The sequence below is a fragment of the Streptosporangium sp. CA-115845 genome (assembly GCF_050943795.1).
Classification (GTDB): domain Bacteria; phylum Actinomycetota; class Actinomycetes; order Streptosporangiales; family Streptosporangiaceae; genus Streptosporangium.
The window spans coordinates 10,005,515-10,024,113 of the sequence record NZ_CP191988.1 but is presented as its reverse complement, the minus strand read 5'-3'; the positions used below and the strand labels follow the sequence as shown (position 1 = coordinate 10,024,113).

The 18,599-nt window shown below is 69.1% G+C and carries 20 protein-coding genes, 2 tRNA genes and 1 other RNA gene; 15 read left to right on the top strand and 8 right to left on the bottom strand.

The window, feature by feature from the left end:
- Positions 1-148: 148 nt before the first annotated feature.
- Positions 149-379 (bottom strand): hypothetical protein, encoded by a 231-nt coding sequence (locus ACQP0P_RS47620; protein WP_030919778.1) that lies wholly within the window; start codon positions 377-379, stop codon positions 149-151.
- A 185-nt stretch (positions 380-564) separates the two neighbouring features.
- On the bottom strand, positions 565-1,203 hold the full coding sequence (upp, locus tag ACQP0P_RS47615) for a uracil phosphoribosyltransferase (RefSeq protein ID WP_433369821.1): 639 nt from the start codon (positions 1,201-1,203) through the stop codon (positions 565-567).
- Between the two features lie 178 nt (positions 1,204-1,381).
- Between upp and ACQP0P_RS47610 the strand changes: the two genes are divergently transcribed.
- The 4 genes from ACQP0P_RS47610 to ACQP0P_RS47595 all read left to right on the top strand — a co-directional run bounded on the left by ACQP0P_RS47610 (position 1,382) and on the right by ACQP0P_RS47595 (position 2,974).
- The gene (locus ACQP0P_RS47610) at positions 1,382-1,891 is read left to right on the top strand and encodes a tRNA adenosine deaminase-associated protein (protein WP_433369818.1); all 510 of its coding nucleotides are present in this window, start codon (positions 1,382-1,384) and stop codon (positions 1,889-1,891) included.
- 16 nt (positions 1,892-1,907) lie between these two features.
- Positions 1,908-2,399 carry a tRNA adenosine deaminase-associated protein gene (locus tag ACQP0P_RS47605; protein ID WP_433369815.1) on the top strand — a complete coding sequence of 164 codons (492 nt, stop codon included), beginning with the start codon at positions 1,908-1,910 and terminating at the stop codon, positions 2,397-2,399.
- 17 nt (positions 2,400-2,416) lie between these two features.
- Positions 2,417-2,860, top strand: a complete 444-nt coding sequence (gene tadA / locus ACQP0P_RS47600) for a tRNA adenosine(34) deaminase TadA (RefSeq protein ID WP_343970930.1) — start codon at positions 2,417-2,419, stop codon at positions 2,858-2,860.
- A 24-nt stretch (positions 2,861-2,884) separates the two neighbouring features.
- Positions 2,885-2,974 (top strand) — tRNA-Ser (locus ACQP0P_RS47595).
- 102 nt (positions 2,975-3,076) lie between these two features.
- Here the strand turns inward: ACQP0P_RS47595 and ACQP0P_RS47590 are convergent.
- Together ACQP0P_RS47590 and ypfJ are read right to left on the bottom strand one after the other, a co-directional pair.
- Entirely contained in the window at positions 3,077-3,379 is a 303-nt protein-coding gene (locus tag ACQP0P_RS47590) for a type II toxin-antitoxin system VapB family antitoxin (RefSeq protein WP_350913620.1), read from the bottom strand.
- A gap of 106 nt (positions 3,380-3,485) precedes the next feature.
- The gene (gene ypfJ / locus ACQP0P_RS47585) at positions 3,486-4,343 is read right to left on the bottom strand and encodes a KPN_02809 family neutral zinc metallopeptidase (protein ID WP_433369811.1); all 858 of its coding nucleotides are present in this window, start codon (positions 4,341-4,343) and stop codon (positions 3,486-3,488) included.
- Between the two features lie 415 nt (positions 4,344-4,758).
- Here ypfJ and ACQP0P_RS47580 point away from each other — a divergent pair, with 415 nt between their 5' ends.
- Positions 4,759-5,064, top strand: coding sequence for a LuxR C-terminal-related transcriptional regulator (locus ACQP0P_RS47580; protein ID WP_433369809.1), 306 nt, complete (start codon positions 4,759-4,761; stop codon positions 5,062-5,064).
- A 97-nt stretch (positions 5,065-5,161) separates the two neighbouring features.
- On the opposite strand, the gene ACQP0P_RS47575 is transcribed toward ACQP0P_RS47580, so the two are convergent.
- Positions 5,162-5,247: transfer RNA gene (locus ACQP0P_RS47575), tRNA-Ser, on the bottom strand.
- 82 nt (positions 5,248-5,329) lie between these two features.
- Here ACQP0P_RS47575 and ffs point away from each other — a divergent pair.
- Both ffs and ACQP0P_RS47565 read left to right on the top strand, forming a co-directional pair.
- Positions 5,330-5,425: signal recognition particle sRNA small type (gene ffs, locus ACQP0P_RS47570), an RNA gene on the top strand.
- Positions 5,426-5,455: 30 nt separating this feature from the next.
- Positions 5,456-7,642, top strand: a complete 2,187-nt coding sequence (locus ACQP0P_RS47565) for a DNA polymerase III subunit gamma and tau (RefSeq protein WP_433369806.1) — start codon at positions 5,456-5,458, stop codon at positions 7,640-7,642.
- A gap of 168 nt (positions 7,643-7,810) precedes the next feature.
- Here ACQP0P_RS47565 and ACQP0P_RS47560 read toward each other — a convergent pair whose 3' ends face one another.
- Positions 7,811-9,277, bottom strand: coding sequence for a GAF domain-containing protein (locus ACQP0P_RS47560; RefSeq protein WP_433369804.1), 1,467 nt, complete (start codon positions 9,275-9,277; stop codon positions 7,811-7,813).
- A gap of 342 nt (positions 9,278-9,619) precedes the next feature.
- Between ACQP0P_RS47560 and ACQP0P_RS47555 the strand changes: the two genes are divergently transcribed.
- From ACQP0P_RS47555 to ACQP0P_RS47535, 5 genes are all read left to right on the top strand, one after another.
- Positions 9,620-9,973 carry a YbaB/EbfC family nucleoid-associated protein gene (locus tag ACQP0P_RS47555; RefSeq protein ID WP_433369801.1) on the top strand — a complete coding sequence of 118 codons (354 nt, stop codon included), beginning with the start codon at positions 9,620-9,622 and terminating at the stop codon, positions 9,971-9,973.
- Between the two features lie 3 nt (positions 9,974-9,976).
- Positions 9,977-10,576 (top strand): recombination mediator RecR, encoded by a 600-nt coding sequence (gene recR / locus ACQP0P_RS47550; RefSeq protein ID WP_030919803.1) that lies wholly within the window; start codon positions 9,977-9,979, stop codon positions 10,574-10,576.
- Entirely contained in the window at positions 10,569-11,102 is a 534-nt protein-coding gene (locus ACQP0P_RS47545) for a DUF5063 domain-containing protein (protein ID WP_350913610.1), read from the top strand. Before recR ends, ACQP0P_RS47545 begins: the two co-directional genes overlap by 8 nt.
- Positions 11,103-11,193: 91 nt before the next feature.
- A complete protein-coding gene (locus ACQP0P_RS47540) occupies positions 11,194-12,468 on the top strand; it encodes an aspartate kinase (protein WP_433369796.1) in 1,275 nt (424 codons plus the stop codon).
- Positions 12,465-13,532: an aspartate-semialdehyde dehydrogenase gene (locus tag ACQP0P_RS47535; RefSeq protein ID WP_433369793.1), complete on the top strand. Its 1,068-nt coding sequence runs from the start codon at positions 12,465-12,467 to the stop codon at positions 13,530-13,532. Before ACQP0P_RS47540 ends, ACQP0P_RS47535 begins: the two co-directional genes overlap by 4 nt.
- A gap of 115 nt (positions 13,533-13,647) precedes the next feature.
- On the opposite strand, the gene ACQP0P_RS47530 is transcribed toward ACQP0P_RS47535, so the two are convergent.
- A complete protein-coding gene (locus tag ACQP0P_RS47530; protein ID WP_433369790.1) occupies positions 13,648-14,511 on the bottom strand; it encodes a hypothetical protein in 864 nt (287 codons plus the stop codon).
- Positions 14,512-15,068: 557 nt separating this feature from the next.
- On the opposite strand from ACQP0P_RS47530, the gene ACQP0P_RS47525 reads away from it, so the two are divergent.
- Together ACQP0P_RS47525 and ACQP0P_RS47520 are read left to right on the top strand one after the other, a co-directional pair.
- A complete protein-coding gene (locus ACQP0P_RS47525; RefSeq protein ID WP_433369787.1) occupies positions 15,069-15,689 on the top strand; it encodes a TetR family transcriptional regulator in 621 nt (206 codons plus the stop codon).
- An 81-nt stretch (positions 15,690-15,770) separates the two neighbouring features.
- Positions 15,771-16,538 (top strand): hypothetical protein, encoded by a 768-nt coding sequence (locus tag ACQP0P_RS47520; protein ID WP_433369784.1) that lies wholly within the window; start codon positions 15,771-15,773, stop codon positions 16,536-16,538.
- Positions 16,539-16,614: 76 nt separating this feature from the next.
- Here the strand turns inward: ACQP0P_RS47520 and ACQP0P_RS47515 are convergent, their stop codons facing one another.
- On the bottom strand, positions 16,615-17,430 hold the full coding sequence (locus ACQP0P_RS47515) for a hypothetical protein (protein ID WP_433369781.1): 816 nt from the start codon (positions 17,428-17,430) through the stop codon (positions 16,615-16,617).
- Positions 17,431-17,628: 198 nt separating this feature from the next.
- On the opposite strand from ACQP0P_RS47515, the gene ACQP0P_RS47510 reads away from it, so the two are divergent.
- Positions 17,629-18,597, top strand: a complete 969-nt coding sequence (locus tag ACQP0P_RS47510) for an LLM class F420-dependent oxidoreductase (RefSeq protein WP_433369779.1) — start codon at positions 17,629-17,631, stop codon at positions 18,595-18,597.
- The last annotated feature ends 2 nt before the right edge of the window (positions 18,598-18,599 follow it).

The window sequence follows — 18,599 nt, the reverse complement described above, 5'->3', positions numbered from 1 at the left end:
ACCACTCACCCACTGCACCCGCCATATACATTACCCAGGGCCATGCCACGGTAAAGCGCATCGGCTCATTCGGTCTCGTACGCGTCGCGAGATCCTGCGTGAGGGCCCCGTGGGGCACCTCCCGGACATCCGCGCCCCTCGTGACCAGTCACCCGCGTTCGCTCGCGACCAGTGCGAGGACCTCGAGGTGCTTGCGGGCGATCCGCTCGACCAGCGTCGGATGGGCGTGGCCGACGACCTCCAGCGCTCCGTAGTGAGCCGCCTCTATGCAACGGGTCACCGTGGTCGCCGGATGGACCTCGGAGAACTCGTCCCTAAGCGCGGCGCTGAAGTCCGCGTAAGGGTCGGGTTCGGTGTCCGGAATGATTCGCTCGCTCATGGTTCTCCCTGGTGTGCGCCCGCGGCCTCGGCGGACCGGGGACACAGAAGAGATGTCTTCGCGACTCTTCGTACCCGCTCGACCGCGTTATGTAACGATCGGCGGGTAGAAGAACCATCCTTCAAGGGAAAAGGATGGCTCTGAAATCCCGGAACCTTCGGGCCGGCGGCGCTGCCGGGGAGTGCTCAGACGACGCCGTAGAGGCGGTCTCCGGCGTCGCCCAGCCCGGGGACGATGTAGCCGTGCTCGTTCAGGCGCTCGTCCAGGGCCGCGGTCACCAGGCGGATCGGCTTGCCGCTGCCGTTGAAGACCTTGTCCATGTGGGCGATGCCCTCGGGGGCGGCCAGCAGGCAGAGCGCGGTCACGTCGTCGGCGCCCCGGTCGAAGAGGAACTGGATCGCGGCGGCGAGGGTGCCTCCGGTGGCCAGCATCGGGTCCACCACGTAGACCTGACGGCCGGAGAGGTCGTCGGGCAGCCGGGTGGCGTAGGTCTCCGCCTGGAGCGTGGACTCGTTGCGGATCATTCCGAGGAAGCCGACCTCGGCCGTGGGCAGTAGCCGGGTCATGCCCTCCAGCATCCCCAGCCCCGCGCGCAGGATCGGGACCACCAGCGGGCAGGGCTGTGCCAGCCGCACGCCCTTGGCGGGAGCCACGGGTGTCTGCACGGACCACTCGGTGACGCGGACGTGCCTGGTCGCCTCGTAGGCCAGCAGGGTCACCAACTCGTCGGCGAGACGCCGGAAAGTGGGGGAGTCCGTGCCGGCGTCCCGCAGCACGGTCAGCTTGTGGGCCACCAGGGGATGGTCGACGACCAGGGTTTCCATGGTGGCCAAAGATATCCTGCACACTCGGCAGGCGATAAGCCGGGGGAGGGCGGGCGGTACCTGTTCGACATCACCCGCTCACTCGGATTTGATCACAATTTGGTCGGAGAGGCCCACGTCCGTGTCCCGCTTCTGAAAGCATTGACCTCCGTAGAGAAAGCATTCGGTGGGGATGGCCATGTCAGACGAAGACTCGCTGGACTTTGCCATCGTGATCTACCGTGAGGATGAGGGCTGGGAGGCGGAGATGCTCCCCGTGGCCCTCACATCCGACCTCGACGGCCTCATCCACGCCCTGCGTCAGCAGCCGAGCATGAACGGCACGATTGGCCTGGTCGCCGTTGGGGATGAGTTCTTCGTGGCGCTACGGGTGTTCGGCGAGAGGGTCGAGGTCTTCCTGTCCGACATCGCCGCGTCCTGGGATTTCCCGCTCGCCCGACAGGCGCTGGAATACCTGGACGTGCCGGTTCCCGACGAGGACGAACTCGACGCGATTCTTCAGGACGAGGAGACGGCGCTCCCCGCGGGGGACTTGTCGATCTTCGCGGACCTGGGGCTCGACGAGATGGAGCTCGGCATCCTTTCTGGCGACATCGACCTCCTGCCGGAGGACGTCCTGTCCAGCATCGCCGCGCGGCTGGGGTTCTCCGAGCCGTTCGAACGCGCCATCGACTCTGTGTTCGGCTGACCTCGGGAGATCGGCCATGCCCTCCAGACCACCCCGTAACAGTGTTTTCTCCGCGGCCTTCGTCCGTACGCCGGACGGTTGGAAAGGGGCGGAGGTCGACCTCAGTGAGGCCGAGATCGTCGACGATCTCGGCGACGCCGTTCAGGAGCATCTGGGGCTCAACGGCGACGAGCTTGCTCTTCTGTGTGTGGAGGTGGAGGACGAATGGTTTGCGCTCGTCCGATACCAGGGCGACCTGGAGCCACGCACCTTCCTGTCCGACGCCCACGCGGGGCTCTCCGACGGCCTCGGTGAGCTCTTCACCGAGCTTGCCGGGGTGGCGGTCGACAAGGACACACCCGACCTGGGCGTGCGGCCGGCGGGCGACTTCGAGTTGCTGGACGACCTCGGGCTGAGTTCCGACGAGCTCATCGAGCTCAGCATGGAGGAGGGCGCGCTCCCCGGGGACACGCTCTCGGTGATCGCCGAGCGGCTGGCCTTCGCCGACGAGCTCGACCGGTTGCGTTGACGGACTACGTCGGGGAGATGAGGCTCGCCCTGGCACAGGCCGCCGAAGCCGGAGCCCGCGGCGAGGTGCCCGTCGGTGCGGTGGTCATCGGCCCGGACGGCTCCGTGCTGGGGCGTGCGGGAAACGACAGGGAGGCCTCGGCCGACCCCACCGCACACGCCGAGGTGCTCGCCCTGAGGCAGGCCGCGAAGGCGTGTGGGCGGTGGCGGCTGACCGGCTGCACGTTGGTGGTCACCCTGGAGCCCTGCACCATGTGCGCGGGAGCCGCGGTGCTCGCCCGGGTCGATCGCGTCGTCTACGGCGCCGTCGATCCCAAAGGCGGAGCGGCGGGGTCGCTCTGGGACGTGCTCAGGGACCGCCGCCTCAACCATCGGCCCGAGGTGCTGCGGGGTGTCCTGGCCGATGACTGCGCGGCGGTTCTCACCGAGTTCTTCACCGCTCGCCGGATGCGCGAGCAATAGCGGTTATCCGGTAGGCTGCTCCGCGGTGGAGTCGCCTAGTGGCCGAGGGCGCACGCCTCGAAAGCGTGTGATGGGGCAACCTATCCGTGGGTTCAAATCCCACCTCCACCGCCACACAAAAGGGGCTCCCGCGGTCGCGGGAGCCCCTTTTGGCGTTCTGTCGTCTTTCCCCGCCGCTTCGCCCTTTCACGAGCCCGGCAAATCCCGTCCGGGGCCTCAGTTCTCCGCGGGCAGTTCCAGGACCCGGGCGTGCAGCACCGAGCGCTGGTGCAGGGCCGAGCGCAGGGCCCGGTGCAGGCCGTCCTCCAGATAGAGGTCGCCGCGCCACTGGACCACGTGCGGGAACAGGTCGCCGTAGAACGTGGAGTCCTTGGCAAGCAGGGAGTGCAGGTCCAGCACCGCTTTCGTGGTGATCAGCGTGTCGAGCCGGACCTGTCGCGGCGGTATCTGCGCCCACTCGCGATGCGAGAGACCGTGCTCGGGGTAGGGCCGTCCATCGCCGACCAGCTTGAAGATCACAGTACGTAGTTTAGGAGAGAATCCGGCCTCTCGCCTGTCCGATCTTCATCGCCGCAGTTCGGAGGCCGTCTTTCGGATGCGTCCCGGGCAGGCGCCGCCGGAGTTCTCAGATGCCGCCGGAGAAGGTGTCGCACCTGCCGGGATCGCCGCTCTGGTAGCCGGTGGTGAACCACTTGACGCGCTGCGCGGACGTGCCGTGGGTGAAGCCCTCGGGGGTGATCCGGCCCTGGGTCCGCTCCTGGATGCTGTCGTCGCCCACGGCGGACGCGGCGCTCAGCGCCTCCTCGATGTCCGTCCTGCTGAACGGTTTCTCGAACAGGCCGGTCTCGTAGGCGTTCTTGGCCCAGGCGCCCGAGTAGCAGTCGGCCTGCAGCTCCAGCCTCACCGAGCCGCTCTTGGGGCCCTGCCGGTCACCCCGGCCCCTGGCGTCGGTACCGAGCAGGTGTTGGACGTGGTGACCGTACTCGTGCCCGATGACGTACGCCTGGGCGAAGGGGCCGCCCTTGGCGCCGAACCTGCTCTGGAGTTCCTTGAAGAAGCTGAGGTCCAGGTAGACCTGGCGGTCGGCCGGGCAGTAGAACGGGCCGACGGAGGCGTCGGCGGCGCCGCAGGCGGTGCTGACCTGGCCGGAGAACATGACGGTCTTGGCGGGCTCGTATCCGTCGACCGCCTTCGGCCAGTACTCCTGGATGCTGTTGACCACGCCGACCACCCGGCACTCCTCGTTCTGGTCGGCGTCCCGCCCGGTCTTGCACTGCGCCGAGAGGTCGGCGCCCGGGCCGACAGGGGCCGGTTCGGACCCGCCGGTGATGTCTCCGGGGTTGATCCCGAACACCAGCGCGAGGATGAGCGCGATGATTCCGGCCGCACCGCCGCCGATCGCGAGACCTCCACCGGGAACCCTCCCCCGGCCGCGGCTTTCGACCTGCGAGCTGTCCAGCTGGACATCGTCCTTGAAATCCATCGCCCGACGTCCCTTCGATCCGCTTGGGGCGCTTCCCCTGCCCTGGGAAGGGCTTGACATGCCCGCACATGAACAAAGGCGTGAGATGTGAGGCTCACCCTGTTACATGGTTAAGTGCCCGTTTTATCCGAACGAATTCTCACCCTCGTGAAGATCGGCGGCATGCCCGGCTCACCGAGGCGTGTTCCCGAGCCGAGGGTGGGAATCGCCGCGATCTCCTTGAGTCACCCCAGGTCTCCCGCTCGACGCCCTGAGGCTCGGCGGACGTTCTCGCGGTGTCGACGACGGGAGAGCCGGCTCTGCCCCATGCACCACGCGGTGGCCGCTCCACGTCGAGGATTCCCCGTCACCGGGTCAGCGGCGGTTGCCAACGCATTGAGCCGTGTCTAACCGCAGTGCATCCACGTGCCTTCTGGTGTGCCTCCGTGGACGACCTTTAACGGCGCTTCGCGCGTTCGGCACGGGCGACCGGGAGGTCGCCAGGCGGCTCTTCATCACCGAGGCGACGGTCAAGACCCACCTGGTGCGCGTCTACGGTGAGTTGGGCGTGGACCCGCGCACCGCCGCCGTCACCGCCGACGGGCCGCCGTGGCGGCGCCGGCTCTGGTCTCAGCCGGCATGCACCTTCGGCACGGCCGGATCGACGGCCTACCCGGCCGGTTCCGCGCCGTCGTGGAGCGCCGGCCGCGTCCCGGTCCTGGGCGGTCCCGGCAGCCGATGACCTCCCCGGGCGGGGAGAGAGGTTCCGGAAAAGGCCAACCGAGACCCGAACGTCGGAAGGGGCGGCCCGCTGACGCGGGCCGCCCCTTCCGATAAGGCGGAGGATAGGAGATTCGAACTCCTGAGGGGTTGCCCCCAACACGCTTTCCAAGCGTGCGCCCTAGGCCAACTAGGCGAATCCTCCGTGGAGAAGCTTACCCAACTTTCGAGGTGCGCGGACCATGGATTTCCGACCCCGAGCACTCGGATCTGAGGCTAGACTGAGGGTCGACCCCTCGCGCGGCGTCATCCTGTGAACCTCCCCAGGGCCGGAAGGCAGCAAGGATAAGCGGGCTCTGGCGGGTGTGCGAGGGGTCTTTCGTTTCAGGACCCCTCGCAGGTGGGATCGTCGCATGAGTCTTGCGCTGTACCGCAAGTACCGGCCCGGAACCTTCGCCGAGGTCAAGGGTCAGGAGCACGTCACCGATCCGCTCCGCCAGGCGCTGCGCAGCGGGCGCATCAACCACGCCTACCTGTTCAGCGGGCCCAGGGGATGTGGCAAGACGTCCAGCGCGCGCATTCTCGCCCGCTCCCTGAACTGCGAGAAGGGCCCGACCCCCGACCCGTGCGGGGAGTGTGAGTCCTGCGTGGCGCTGGCGCCCACCGGCCCCGGCCACCTCGATGTCATCGAGATCGACGCCGCCTCGCACGGTGGTGTGGACGACGCTCGCGACCTGCGCGAGCGGGCCTTCTTCGCGCCGGTGTCGTCGCGCTTCAAGATCTACATCATCGACGAGGCGCACATGGTGACCCGCGAGGGTTTCAACGCGCTGCTCAAGCTCGTCGAGGAGCCCCCCCCTCACCTGAAGTTCGTCTTCGCGACCACCGAGCCGGAGAAGGTCATCGGGACGATCAAGTCCAGGACCCACCACTACCCGTTCCGGCTGATCCCGCCGGCCGCGCTGCGCACGCTCATGGAGGAGATCCTCACCTCCGAGAACGTCCCGTTCGAGCCCGCCGCGCTCCCGCTGGTGGTCCGGGCGGGCGCGGGTTCGGCCCGCGACTCGCTCTCCATCCTCGACCAGCTGTTCGCCGGGTCGGACGAGGCGGGCATCACGTACGCGCGCGCTGTCTCCCTGCTCGGCTACACCGACGGTGATCTGCTCGACGACGTGGTCGCGGCCTTCGCCGGCCGCGACGGTGCGCTGGTGTTCCAGGTGGTGAACCGGGTGATCGAGGGCGGCCACGACCCCCGGCGGTTCGCGATGGACCTGCTGGAGCGCTTCCGTGACCTGGTGATCCTGGCCAACGTGCCGGAGGCGGCCACCAGCGGGCTGCTCGACCGGCCGGCCGACGAGCTGGAACGGCTCCAGGTCCAGGCGGCCTCGATGGGCCCGGCCGAGCTGACCCGCGCCGCGGAGATCCTCAACGCGGGCCTGATCGAGATGCGCGGTGCGGCCTCGCCCCGGCTGCTCCTTGAGCTGATGTGCGCCAGGATCCTGCTTCCCGGCGCGGCGCAGGGCGAGGCGGCGCTGCTGGCACGGCTGGAGCGGCTGGAGCGGGGCGGAGTCGTCGTGCACGCCGCTCCGCAGGCCGCGGCTCCGGTACCGGTACCGGTACCGGAGCCGGCACCGGTGGTCCACGCGGCGCCCCCGCCGCAGGCGGAGCGGCCCGCACCGCCCGCCGTCAAGACACCCGTCGAGCAGCCCGGTGCCCAGGGTGACGACTGGCCGGTGGCGGTCAGACCCGGCGCACCGGCTACGGGGCAGCAGGTCCAGGCACCCGTTCAGCAGGCCCCCGGCGCGCCCGCGCCGGTCGACATGGCGGCCGCGCCCGGTTCCGGGGGCGGGGCCGTGCAGCAGGCGTGGCCCCAGGTGCTCGCCGCGCTCAAGCGGCGCAGCATCGTCGTGTGGGCCAACGTCAACACCAACGCCCAGGTCGTCGGGGTCGAGGGCAAGATCGTAACCTTGGGGTTCGCGCAGGTCGGCGCGATGAAGAACTTCACCGGGGGCGGCAAGGACGCGGTCGTCGCGGCGGTGCTGCAGGAGGTTCTGGGCGGGACCTGGAAGGTCGAGGCCGTCGTCGGCAACGGGCCCGCTCCGTCGGGCGGGGGCCGTGCGCCGGCACCGAGACAGCCCCCGGCTCCCCAGCAGCCCACCCCCCAGCCGTCGCAGCCGCAGGCGCAGGCACCTGTCCGTCAGGCGCAGGCCCCCGTCGCTCCGCCCGCGCCGCAGGCGGAGCGGGAAGCCCCGGCGAGTCAGACCCCGCCCGCGACGGACGAGTCCTGGCCGGACGCCCCCATGCCGGAGGACCCGGGCTCGCCTCCCCCGCCGATCTCCGGCCCCGGTCCCGGTCTGGCCGCCGCACGCTCGGCCGCCAAGGCCGCGGCCCAGGCCGGTCCAAGGGCCGTGGCCAAGACCGGCGCCAAGGCGGCCTGGCCCGACGCGGTGCCCGCCCGGGGTAACCGCGGCGCCGCCCCCGACGCCGACGAGGTCGACCCGCTGAACGACGCGGACGCCGACGTCGACGCGCTCACCGGGATGGCCCTCATCCAGCGCGAGCTGGGTGGTCAGATCATCGGCGAGATCGACCACACCTGACGGGCTCCACACCGCGCTCCCGTCCGCGTCCCGGAGGTCTCAAACCGGTCGACGGCGCGCGTCCGCCTCCTCGTATTCGCCGGGAAGCGGTCGCGGGGAAGTGGTCGCCGGGAAACCCGCCGCACACGTGGCGGCATGGGAATCCCCGCCTTCGGGATGGCGAGGACCTCAGGGCAGGTCGACGCCGCTGAGGCGGATCCGGGCCGTCACCGCGCGGTGGTCGTGGCGGGGCAGCGTGGCGGCGAGACGTTCGAGGATCTGGATGTCGTTCCTGCCGTGCTCGGTCTCGATGTAGGCCCAGAGGTCGTCGGGGTCGCCCCGCCGCAGGAGGCGGGCCCGTACCTGGCCCTCCAGTTCCTCCCGCTCGCGGCGCAGGGCGGGCGCCTCGGAGCGGGGCAGCAGGGGGCCGCGGTAGGCACGGGCGACCGGCGCGGTCTCGCCGGCCGCGAGCAGCCGCTTGAGTTCCAGGAAGTCGGCCTCGATCGTGCAGGTAAGGCGGTACGGCCTGGCGGCGATGGTGTGGCCGAGGTGGATGCGGAGCCGGTGGATCTCGGCACGGATGGTCACCGGATTTCCCGCGTCGCCGTACAGGTGGAAGGAGAGTTGGGCGGCCGTCATTCCCCGGGGGTTGAGGGCGAGCATCGCGAGGATCTCGGCATGGCGCAGGGAGAGCGGCAGGCGGACCCCCTCCAGGTACGCCGAGGGGTGCTCGGTGCCGAGGAGGGACAGGGTCAGCACGGGGCCGCGCGCCGGACCCGCGAGGCGGAGCAGGAAGCCCTCGTCGCCGAGCGCTTCAAGGAAGGCGCTCCGCCCGTCGGGCAGGACCAGACGGTGGCCCACCTCGGGCAGGCGGATGCGGTGACCCCACTGCGGCGCGTCGTCACCGGCGATGATCCGCCCGGTCGCGGTGACCAGGGCGCCAGGCTCGCCGCGCAGCGCGCTCACCTGTCTCTCGTGGCGGCGCCTGAGCCGCTCGTCACGTTCGAGCATGCGCAGCGTGAGGTGGCTCTCGGCCAGCCGCGCGGCGGCCTCGACGAGGGCGACGCTCGCCGGGTGCATGGCGCGCGTCGTGCCGCTGACGTCGACGCAGCCCAGCAGGCCGCCGCTGTCGGGATCGATGACCGGCGCGGCGGAACAGGACCAGATGTGGAGTGCCCTGACCAGGTGTTCGGAGGAGAAGACGTGGAGGGGGCGCCGGGTCGCGAGCGCGGTGCCCAGGCCGTTGGTCCCGATCGCCTGCTCGCTCCAGTCGAAGCCGGCGGCCAGTCCCACCTCGTCGGCGCGTTCCATCGTCCGGTGGTCGCCGTCCCGCCAGAGCACCCTGCCCTCGGCGTCGGCGATGAGCAGGATCTGGCCGTCCTCGGCGGCGGCTCCCAGAAGGGTGCCTGTGATGATCGGCAGCAACCCGCTCATCGGGTGGGCCGAACGGACCTCCCGGACGTCCTCGCCCTCGAAGGCCGGCGGGGCCGACCTGGTCTCGAGGTCGATCCCGGCGTCCAGCGACCGCTGCCACGACGAGGAGATCACGCTTCTGGGTCCCTCGGCCACCGGCTGCTCACCGTTGCTCAGGGCCTCGTGCAGGCGCCGCAGCCGTGACGCGTAGGAGTCGAGATCGGCTGTCTGGACGGCTCTCATCTGGCTGTCGGACACATATCCCCCCGGAATAGAGCCGATGGCGGAAGCATCGGGGCTCAGAACCCCGCACGCAACCCGTTCGATCAAAGAGGGCGCGCGAAGCGTGACCGGACGATCGCAACGTGTGTGCAACCTTCGGACGGTTACCCTTCGATCACACGTCGCCGTGTGCGGCCGCTCCGGGGCGTGTCCTGTCGGGTCTCGGACGTCTGGAGGGGGCCCGAGGCCCGACGAAGGTTTAATCCCCGTCAGCAGGGAACCCGTGCTCGCTTCAGTACAACACCCGGCTCAGAACCCGTAGGCTCGTGACGACCGATATCACGAATGAGGAGCACAACGACGGTGAACCCAGGGGATGTCAACCTGCAGCAGCTGCTGGAGCAGGCTCAGCTCATGCAGCAGCAGCTTGTGAGCGCCCAGCAGGAGTTGAACGACGCGGAGGTTCAGGGCTCCGCGGGCGGCGGCCTGGTCGTGGCCACCGTCAACGGCGGGGGCGAGCTGCTCGAACTAGAGATCAGAGCCGAGGCCATCGACCCCGGTGACCCCCAGGAGACGGCGGACACCGTCGCCGACCTGGTCATCGCGGCCATCCGCGACGCCGTGCGTGCCGCGGCCGACCTGCAGCAGGAGAAGCTCGGTCCCCTCGCGCAGGGGCTGGGGGGCGGGGGCGGGCTCGGCCAGCTTCCCGGGTTCTAGGTCATGTACGAAGGGGTCGTCCAGAACCTGATCGACGAGTTGGGGATGCTCCCCGGCGTCGGTCCCAAGAGTGCGCAACGCATCGCGTTCCACCTGCTGGCCGCGGAGCCGGCCGACGTGAAACGGCTCGCGCACGCTCTGCTGGAGGTCAAGGAGAAGGTCCGCTTCTGCCGGGTCTGTGGCAACGTCGCCGCGGAGGAGGAGTGCCGGATCTGCCGTGACGCCAGGCGCGATCCCCACGTGATCTGCGTCGTCGAGGAGTCGAAGGACGTCGTGGCCATCGAGAAGACCCGCGAGTTCCGAGGCCGCTACCACGTGCTGGGCGGGGCGATCAGCCCGATCGACGGTGTCGGCCCCGACGACCTGCGCATCAGAGAACTCATGACCCGCCTGGCGGACGGCCAGGTCACCGAGCTGATCCTCGCCACCGACCCCAACCTTGAGGGGGAGGCGACGGCGACCTATCTCGCCCGTCTGGTCAAGCCGATGGGACTGAAAGTGACACGACTGGCCAGCGGTCTGCCGGTAGGCGGTGACCTTGAGTACGCGGACGAGGTCACCTTGGGCCGCGCGTTCGAGGGAAGGAGGCTCCTTGATGTCTGATGACGCGTGGAGTGCTCTCGCGGAGCGGATCGCGGAGCACGCGAAGAACTACATCGACGGCCTGACCCGCCTGGCGGGCGGCGAGGGCGGCGACGCCATCCTGCCCCTGCTGCTGGTGGAGGTCGCGCAGGTCAGCTCAGCCGGCGCGCAGCTCGGCGCGAGCCAGGACGTGATCCTGTCGGGCAACTGGGAACCGCATCTGGGCGAGGACCCGGACGTCGACGCCGTCCGAACGGCTCTGGCCGAGCGGCTGGGGCCGGTCGACGACTACGCCGAGGTCTTCGACCCCTACAAGGACACCGGGGTCACTCCGTACCGTCTCTCCGACGACCTGACGGCGGTGGCCGCCGACCTCCTGCACGGTCTGCGGCACCACAGTGCGGGTCGCCCGCTGGAGGCTCTCTGGTGGTGGCAGTACTCCTATTTCAACACCTGGGGAAACCACGCCGGAGCGGCGATGCGGGCACTTCAGGCCCTTGTCGCCCATACCCGGCTTGATGTCGCCGAGGAGCGCACAACCGTGTGATCGTCCACATACTGAGCCACATCAGAAGATCCCAGCTAGGGCGCCAGTAGACTGTGAACTCCACAGCCCTAGATTGCTTCGGAGACATCTCGTGGCGCTCGTTGTTCAGAAGTATGGTGGTTCGTCCGTCGCCGACGCGTCCTGCATCAAGCGGGTCGCTCAGCGGATCGTCGCGACGAAAAAAGCCGGCAACGACGTCGTAGTGATCGTTTCCGCCATGGGTGACACGACGGACGAACTACTCGACCTCGCCCAGCAGGTCTCGCCGCTCCCGCCTGGCCGGGAGCTTGACATGCTGCTCACCTCGGGTGAGCGCATCTCGATGGCGCTGCTGGCGATGGCGATCGCCAACAGCGGCCAGGAGGCGCGTTCGTTCACCGGCTCCCAGGCCGGCGTGATCACTGACTCCTCGCACGGCCGCGCGCGCATCATCGACGTGACGCCCGGCCGGATACGTGGGGCGCTCGACAGCGGCCAGGTCGCGATCGTGGCCGGGTTCCAGGGCGTCTCCCAGGACACCAAGGACATCACCACGCTTGGCAGGGGAGGCTCGGACACCACGGCGGTCGCGCTCGCCGCCGCCCTGAACGCCGACGTGTGTGAGATCTACACCGACGTGGACGGCGTCTTCACCGCCGACCCCCGCATCGTCCCGACCGCCCAGAAGATTCCCAGGATCTCGTACGACGAGATGATGGAGATGGCGGCCTGTGGTGCGAAGATCCTGCACCTGCGCTGCGTTGAGTACGCTCGCCGTTTCGGCCTGCCGATCCACGTCAGAAGCTCGTTCAGCACCAAGGAAGGCACGTGGGTCGTCTCCGACCCCGACAGCGAAGGAACAGAGATGGAGCAGCCGATCATCTCCGGCGTCGCGCACGACCGGAGCGAGGCCAAGATCACCGTTGTCGGGGTTCCCGACAAGGTCGGCGAGGCTGCGACGATCTTCAAAACACTCGCCGACGCCGAGGTCAACATCGACATGATCGTGCAGAACGTGTCGGCGGCGACGACCGGGCGGACTGACATCTCCTTCACGCTGCCCACGAGTGACGCCTCCGTGGCGCTCACCGCGCTGAAGAAGATCCAGGAGCGCATCGGCTTCGAGTCGCTGCTCTTCGACGACCAGATCGGCAAGGTCTCGCTGATCGGAGCGGGCATGCGCTCGCACCCCGGCGTCACCGCGACGTTCTTCGCCGCTCTCGCCGACGCGGGGGTGAACATCGAGATGATCTCCACCTCGGAGATCCGCATCTCGGTGATCGTCGGACAGGACGAGGTGGACACGGCGGTCAGCGCCGCGCACCGCGCGTTCGACCTCGACGCCGACCAGGTTGAAGCCGTGATCTATGGAGGTACCGGGCGATGAGCCGCAAGCCCACCCTTGCCCTGATCGGCGCGACCGGCGCCGTCGGCACCGTGATGCGGGACATCATCTCCGGCCGCGAGAACGTCTACGGGGACATCAAGCTCGTCGCGTCCGCCCGTTCGGCGGGCAAGGTCCTGAGGGTCCGCGGTGAGGACCTCGTCGTCCAGGAGCTGACTCCCGAGGTCTTCGACGGCGTCGACATCGCGATCTTCGACGTGCCGGACGAGGTCTCCGCGACGTGGGTGCCGATCGCCGCCGAGCGCGGTGCCGTCGTCATCGACAAGTCGGGCACCTTCCGGATGAACCCCGAGGTTCCGCTGGTCGTGCCGGAGGTCAACCCCGAGGCCGCGCGCGAGCGGCCGCTGGGAATCATCTCCACCCCCAACTGCACGACCCTGTCGATGATGGCCGCGATGGGTGCCCTCCACGAGGAGTACGGCCTGCGTGAGCTGGTGGTCGCCTCCTACCAGGCGGTCTCCGGCGCGGGTGTGGCGGGCTCGGCCCGCCTCTACGACGAGGTCGAGGCCCTGGCGGGCGACCGTACGGTCGGGCAGACCGCCGGTGACGTGCGCAAGGTCCTGCAGAACAGGCTCGGGGACGCCGAGTCGCCCTTCCCGGCACCGGTGGCGTTCAACGTGGTGCCGTGGGCGGGCTCGCTCAAGGACGGCGGCTGGGCCTCCGAGGAGATCAAGCTCCGCAACGAGTCGCGGAAGATCCTTGGGATCCACGACCTGAAGGTCTCGGCGACCTGCGTCCGCGTCCCAGTGATCACCACCCACTCGCTGGCCGTGCACGCGACCTTCGAGCGTGAGATCACCGTCGCCGACGCCCATCGGATCCTGGAGGCCGCTCCGACCGTGGTCGTCATGGACGACCCGGCCAACGGCATCTTCCCGACCCCGGCGGACGTCGTCGGAACCGACCCCACCTACGTGGGCCGAATTCGCCAGGCGCTCGACTTCCCCAACACCCTCGACCTGTTCGTCTGTGGCGACAACCTTCGCAAGGGCGCCGCCCTGAACGCGGCGGAGATCGCCGAGTTGGTCGCGGCCGAGTACGCGTAACCTCCCCGGTCGTGCGGCGGCATCGGGTGTCGCCGCACGACCCTCGCGGCACTCGTGTGAGCGGCGGACACCGGAGGCGGTGGAACCCGGCGCTTGGGAGGTGGGATCTCGCGAGTCAGCGGAAGAGGATGTCCCAATGGTCCGCCTCGCGGGCGTAGAGGGTGCCCGAGGTCGCCGATTCGCCGTACAGGGGGGCTCCGTCGCCTCGTATGCCTTGTGACGGATAGTTCTTCGTGATGTAGCGGTTGATACATGCGTTGGGCTTGATGTCCAGCTTGTAGCCCATGTAGTGGCTGAAGGGGCCCGGGGCATGGCCCACCTCGGTGCCGCCGGTGACGACCAGGGGACAACCGCTGCGGCGCTTCAGCTCGATCACGTCGGAGACGGTGGCGGCCCGGACCGCCTGCAGCGAGGTGCAGTGCCGTCCGCGACGGTTCGCGCATTTGCCTGAGGAGCTCCAGGTCAGGCCCGCCGCCCGCAGGCGCTGCTTGGCATCCGCCTGCGCCAGCCGCACCGGCTGGCGCTGTTTGGCCCGCTGCGCCTGAGGGGGGTGGGCCTCGGTCGGGTTCTCGGGGGCGGAGGGTGCCTGCTCCGCGAAGGTTTCGGGGAGGGACCGCGGCTGGAAGGCCCGGGTCTCCCGGGGGCTCTGGGGGATCAGGAGGGCCGCCTGTTCCGATGGCGCGTCCGCGGTGGCGGTGTCCCGCGTTCGCGCCGCGGCTTCGAGGATCGGGGGAGTCGCCTGTTCCGGTGGGGTGCCCGCCGGGGCGGCGGCCCGCGTCCGTCCCGTGGTCTCGAGGATCAGGGGGGCCGTCTGTTCCGGTGGGGTGCCCGCGGTGGCGATGTCCCTCCCCCGGGGGGAGGGCTCCTGGTGGACGGTCCGGCGGTAGAGCCCGGCGGTTTCCAGGGCACCGGTGTCGTACGTCCCGATGATCGTGGACCGGTGTGCCTCCACCGGGCCGGTCGTGATCGGCCGGCTCACGATCGTGACGGTGGCCGACGCGTGTCCGCTCTCCGCGGTCGCACTGTCGTCCCGGGCCGATGCGATGAAAGATATCTGCAGAGCGAGCAGTGCTCCGGCGGTGAACCGGGCAGCCCGCTGTCTACAGGGACGTGTCCCCATTGTGTATCCCTTGTCGCGGGAGCCCTTCCGCCAAATGGATCAATCCCACCCCCGAACCCGGATGATCCCTCCCGAAGAGTGAATTTTGCCCGGTAATGGGGATCATCGTGCGGCTCGATGACCTGCTGAGACAGGGGTCGCACGGTGCTCGGCATGATCGGGTCGCTACCGCCAGAGGCACGCGGAGACGAGAGCCGTGTGGCAATAGTTGATATGAGTGGCGGGGGCAATGTGGCGCGCCTAGGGTCGTTGACTGGGGCTTCTCCCTGGTGACGCGGGACGGATGATCTAGGGTTCGTCCAGTGGAGAGAGACCAGATGAGCCCGTTCTCCCAGCTCCAAGCGATAGGTGACAGGTGCTCTATGGCCGAGCCGCCCCCGAGAAGCCGTGGATCAGACAGGACCCGTGAGGTCATCGTGGAGACGGCCCTGCGGCTTTTTCGCGAGCGAGGGTACGAGGCGACCACGATGCGGGCCATCGCCGCCGAGGCCGGGGTGTCGGTGGGCAACGCCTACTACTACTTCGCCTCGAAGGAGATCCTGGTCCAGGCCTATTACGACCGGGCCCAGGCCGAGCACGAGGCCGCGTGCGAGAAGCTGCTGGCCGCCGAGCACCGATTCGCCGCACGGTTGGAAGGCGTGCTGCGGGAGTGGGTGCGGGTCTCCGAGCCGTACCACGAGTTCGCGGTGAAGTTCTTCAAGCACGCGGCCGAGCCGAGCAACCCGCTCAACCCGTTCAGCGCCGAGTCCTCGCCCTCCAGGGACGCGTCGATCGAGATCTACCGGCGGGTCGTGGAGGGATCCTCCGACCGGATGGACGCCGAGTTGCGGGCCGAGTTGCCCGAACTGCTCTGGCTGATGTCGATGGGCGTCGTGCTGTTCTGGGTGCACGACGACTCGGCGGGATGCCGACGGACATATCGGTTCATCGAGCTCACCGTGCCGCTGGTGGACCGGTTGGTGGGGCTCTCGCACCTGCCTGGCCTGCGCGGGGTCGCCCGTGACTTCATCGCGGGAGTTCACGAACTTCGCGAGTGAATACCGGCGGAACTCCAGGAATCACCGTGTCGATCTGATTACCCTGAGTGATTGATTTGATGACGGATTCAAGGGAGTCCCATGGGTTGGGTAGCCGTGCTGGTGGTGCTGTCCGTCGCGATCCTGCTGATCGCGTTCCGTGTGCTGAGGAGAAAGGGGCGGGATGACGACGGGCACGGCTCGTCGTCCGTCGACTTCTCCGCCAATCTCGCCCTCGCCGTCTACCTGCTGGTGCTGGCCTACGCCGCGGTTCTGTGCCGGGACGGGCTCTGGACGACGGAGACCGACGTCCAGGCCGAGGCCGAGAGCCTCACCGAGATGTACTGGTCGGTGGCGCCCATCCCCGAGGCGGTGCCGGTCAGGACCCAGATCCGCCAGTACACCGCGCAGAGCATCGACCTCGACTGGCCGCTCATGGCCGGCAGCGAGATGTCCCCGCTTCCCGGGCAGACCCTCGCCGACATGCGGGCCTCGGTGCTCCGGCTCCAGCCGATCGGCGACGCGAGCAAGAACCTCCAGCAGGACGCGCTCGACCGGATCTCCGAGATCTCCCACGCCCGAACGGTAAGGGGGGACGACGCGAGTACCGGCCTGGAGAGCATCTTCGTGATCTTGATGATCCTCTCCGGGCTGCTGGTGATCGCGCTGCCCTGGACGCTCAGGGTGCGGCCCACGTTCCCGTCGATCGTCGCCGATCTGGTCCGGGTGGGCGTGGTCGTCATCGGGGTGTGTTTCATCATCCTGATCAGTCACCCGTTCAGCGGGCCGGGTGCCGTCGGGCCTGACGCGTTCAAGGCCGCACAGCGGCAGTACGACCAGATCGACGGTCAGTTTCCCGCCCAGCCGTAGTTCGGCGCGTCCGGGATCGGAAAAGCCCGCCGGTGGCTCCCGGCGGGCTTCGTTGTCCGATCGTGTGCCGTCCGCGCTATCTGCGGCCCCGGTGATTGAGGGCGGCGACCGCGGTGACCGAGATCACGCCGGTGAACATCACCAGAAGGACGAGTCTGCGGTCGGTGCCCTCGCGCCGCTCGGCGTAGCGGTCCAGCACCAGTCGCTGCCGCAGGAGGGGAGGAGCGCTGGGACGCGTCACCGGTGCGGGCCGCGGGGGGCGGGTCCGGGGTGGTGCCGGCGTGACAGCGGCCTTGGGAACGTAGGCGGGCGGAAAGGGGCGGGGCGGTGAGGGTGGGGCGGGCGTCGGCGACTCCGGTTCGGGTGTCGGTTCGGGTTCGGGTTCGGGCTTGGGTTCGGGCTTGGGTTTGGGTTTGGGTTTGGGATCCGACTCCGGTTCCGGCTTGATCGGAATGTCTGCCGGGTAGCCCGGTTTCTCCGGCGGTTCCTTCGGATGATCCGGTTCGGGTTTCACCTCGGCGGGAAACACGACCGGATCCCCGGGCTCCCAGCCCACCCGGGGAGGTGCTGTCGGGTAGTCGGGCTCGGCCTTCATCTCGGGTGACGGCATGGCCGGATATCCGGGCTTCCAACTCGCCTGGGGGCCTGCCGTCGAGTGGTCCGTCCCGGGTTCCGGGCGCGCTGAGCGACTGGAGGCCGAGATCGGCTTTCCGACGTGCCGGACGACCTGCGGGGCGGGCGGGCCGGCACCGCCCGTCGTCGAGAGCGCCGAGAGCGCCGAGAGCGAGGGCAGCACAGCCGGCGTGGCCGGTGCGGGGGCCGCGATACAGGTCGCGAGGACCGCCGCGCCGAGCAGGCCCCGTCGTTTTTTCCTCCACCGATGCGTCGTCACGCAAGGTTTCTAACATCATACGGAAAGTGATGAGAGGGTAAGCGGAGAGCCGACATAGATCATTACATCCGGGGCGTACCGTCTGGTTGGTACAGTCACCCTATTGACGACCCCCCAGCCGGGTGCGGCAAGCTACATCAGAATGTCGTTCTAGGGGGAAGGTCCCGGGGCGGCGACCACTGATATGGAGGCGGCACGATGGTTACGGGCCCACGCTGGGGTATGACGGTTCCCTTCAACGACCGCTCACTGGCCAGTTCCAAGGATCTGATCGCCGAACTCCCCGGGCTCGGCTACACCGACGCCTGGTCCGCCGAGGTCAGCGGCGTCGACGGCTTCGTGCCCCTGGCGATGGCCGCGGAATGGGCGCCGGGGATGCGGCTCGGCAGCGCGATCGTCCCGGTCTCCACCCGGGGGCCCGGCCTGCTCGCCATGTCCGCCGCGACGCTCGCCGACCTCGCCCCCGATCGCTTCGTCCTGGGCATCGGGGCCTCCTCCCCGGCCATCGTGGAGCGCTGGAACGCCGGAGCGTTCGTCAAACCGTTCGCCAGGACCAGAGACACCCTGCGCTTCCTGCGCAAGGCCCTCGCGGGAGAGAAGGTCACCGAGCGGTACGAGACGTTCGAGGTCAAGGGTTTCAAGCTGGAGCGCGCCCCCAAGATCCCGCCGAAGATCGTGCTCGCCGCGCTCCGCCCCCGCATGCTGCATCTGGCCGCCGACGAGGCCGACGGCGCGATCACCAACTGGCTCTCGCCGCAGGACGTGCTGAAGGTCAGGGCCGAGGTCGGGCAGGAGACCGAGCTGATCGCCCGGCTGTTCGTATGTGTCAGCGAGGACGCGGAGAAGGTGCGCGAGCTCGGGCGCTGGATGCTCGCGAGCTATCTGACGGTCCCGGTCTACGCGGCCTTCCACGACTGGCTGGGGCGCGGGGAGGTGCTGCGGCCGATGCACGAGGCATGGGCGGCCGGCGACCGGCAGGCGGCGCTCAAGGCCATCCCCGACGAGGTGGTGGACGAGCTCATCGTGCACGGCGACGCCGCCACGTGCAGGGCCAGGATCAGGGAGTATGTGCGCAACGGTCTGAGCACCCCGGTTCTCGCCCCCATCCCCGGTGGCGAGGTTCCGATCACGCAGGCCGTACGAGATCTGGCCCCCGCCGAGGAGTGACT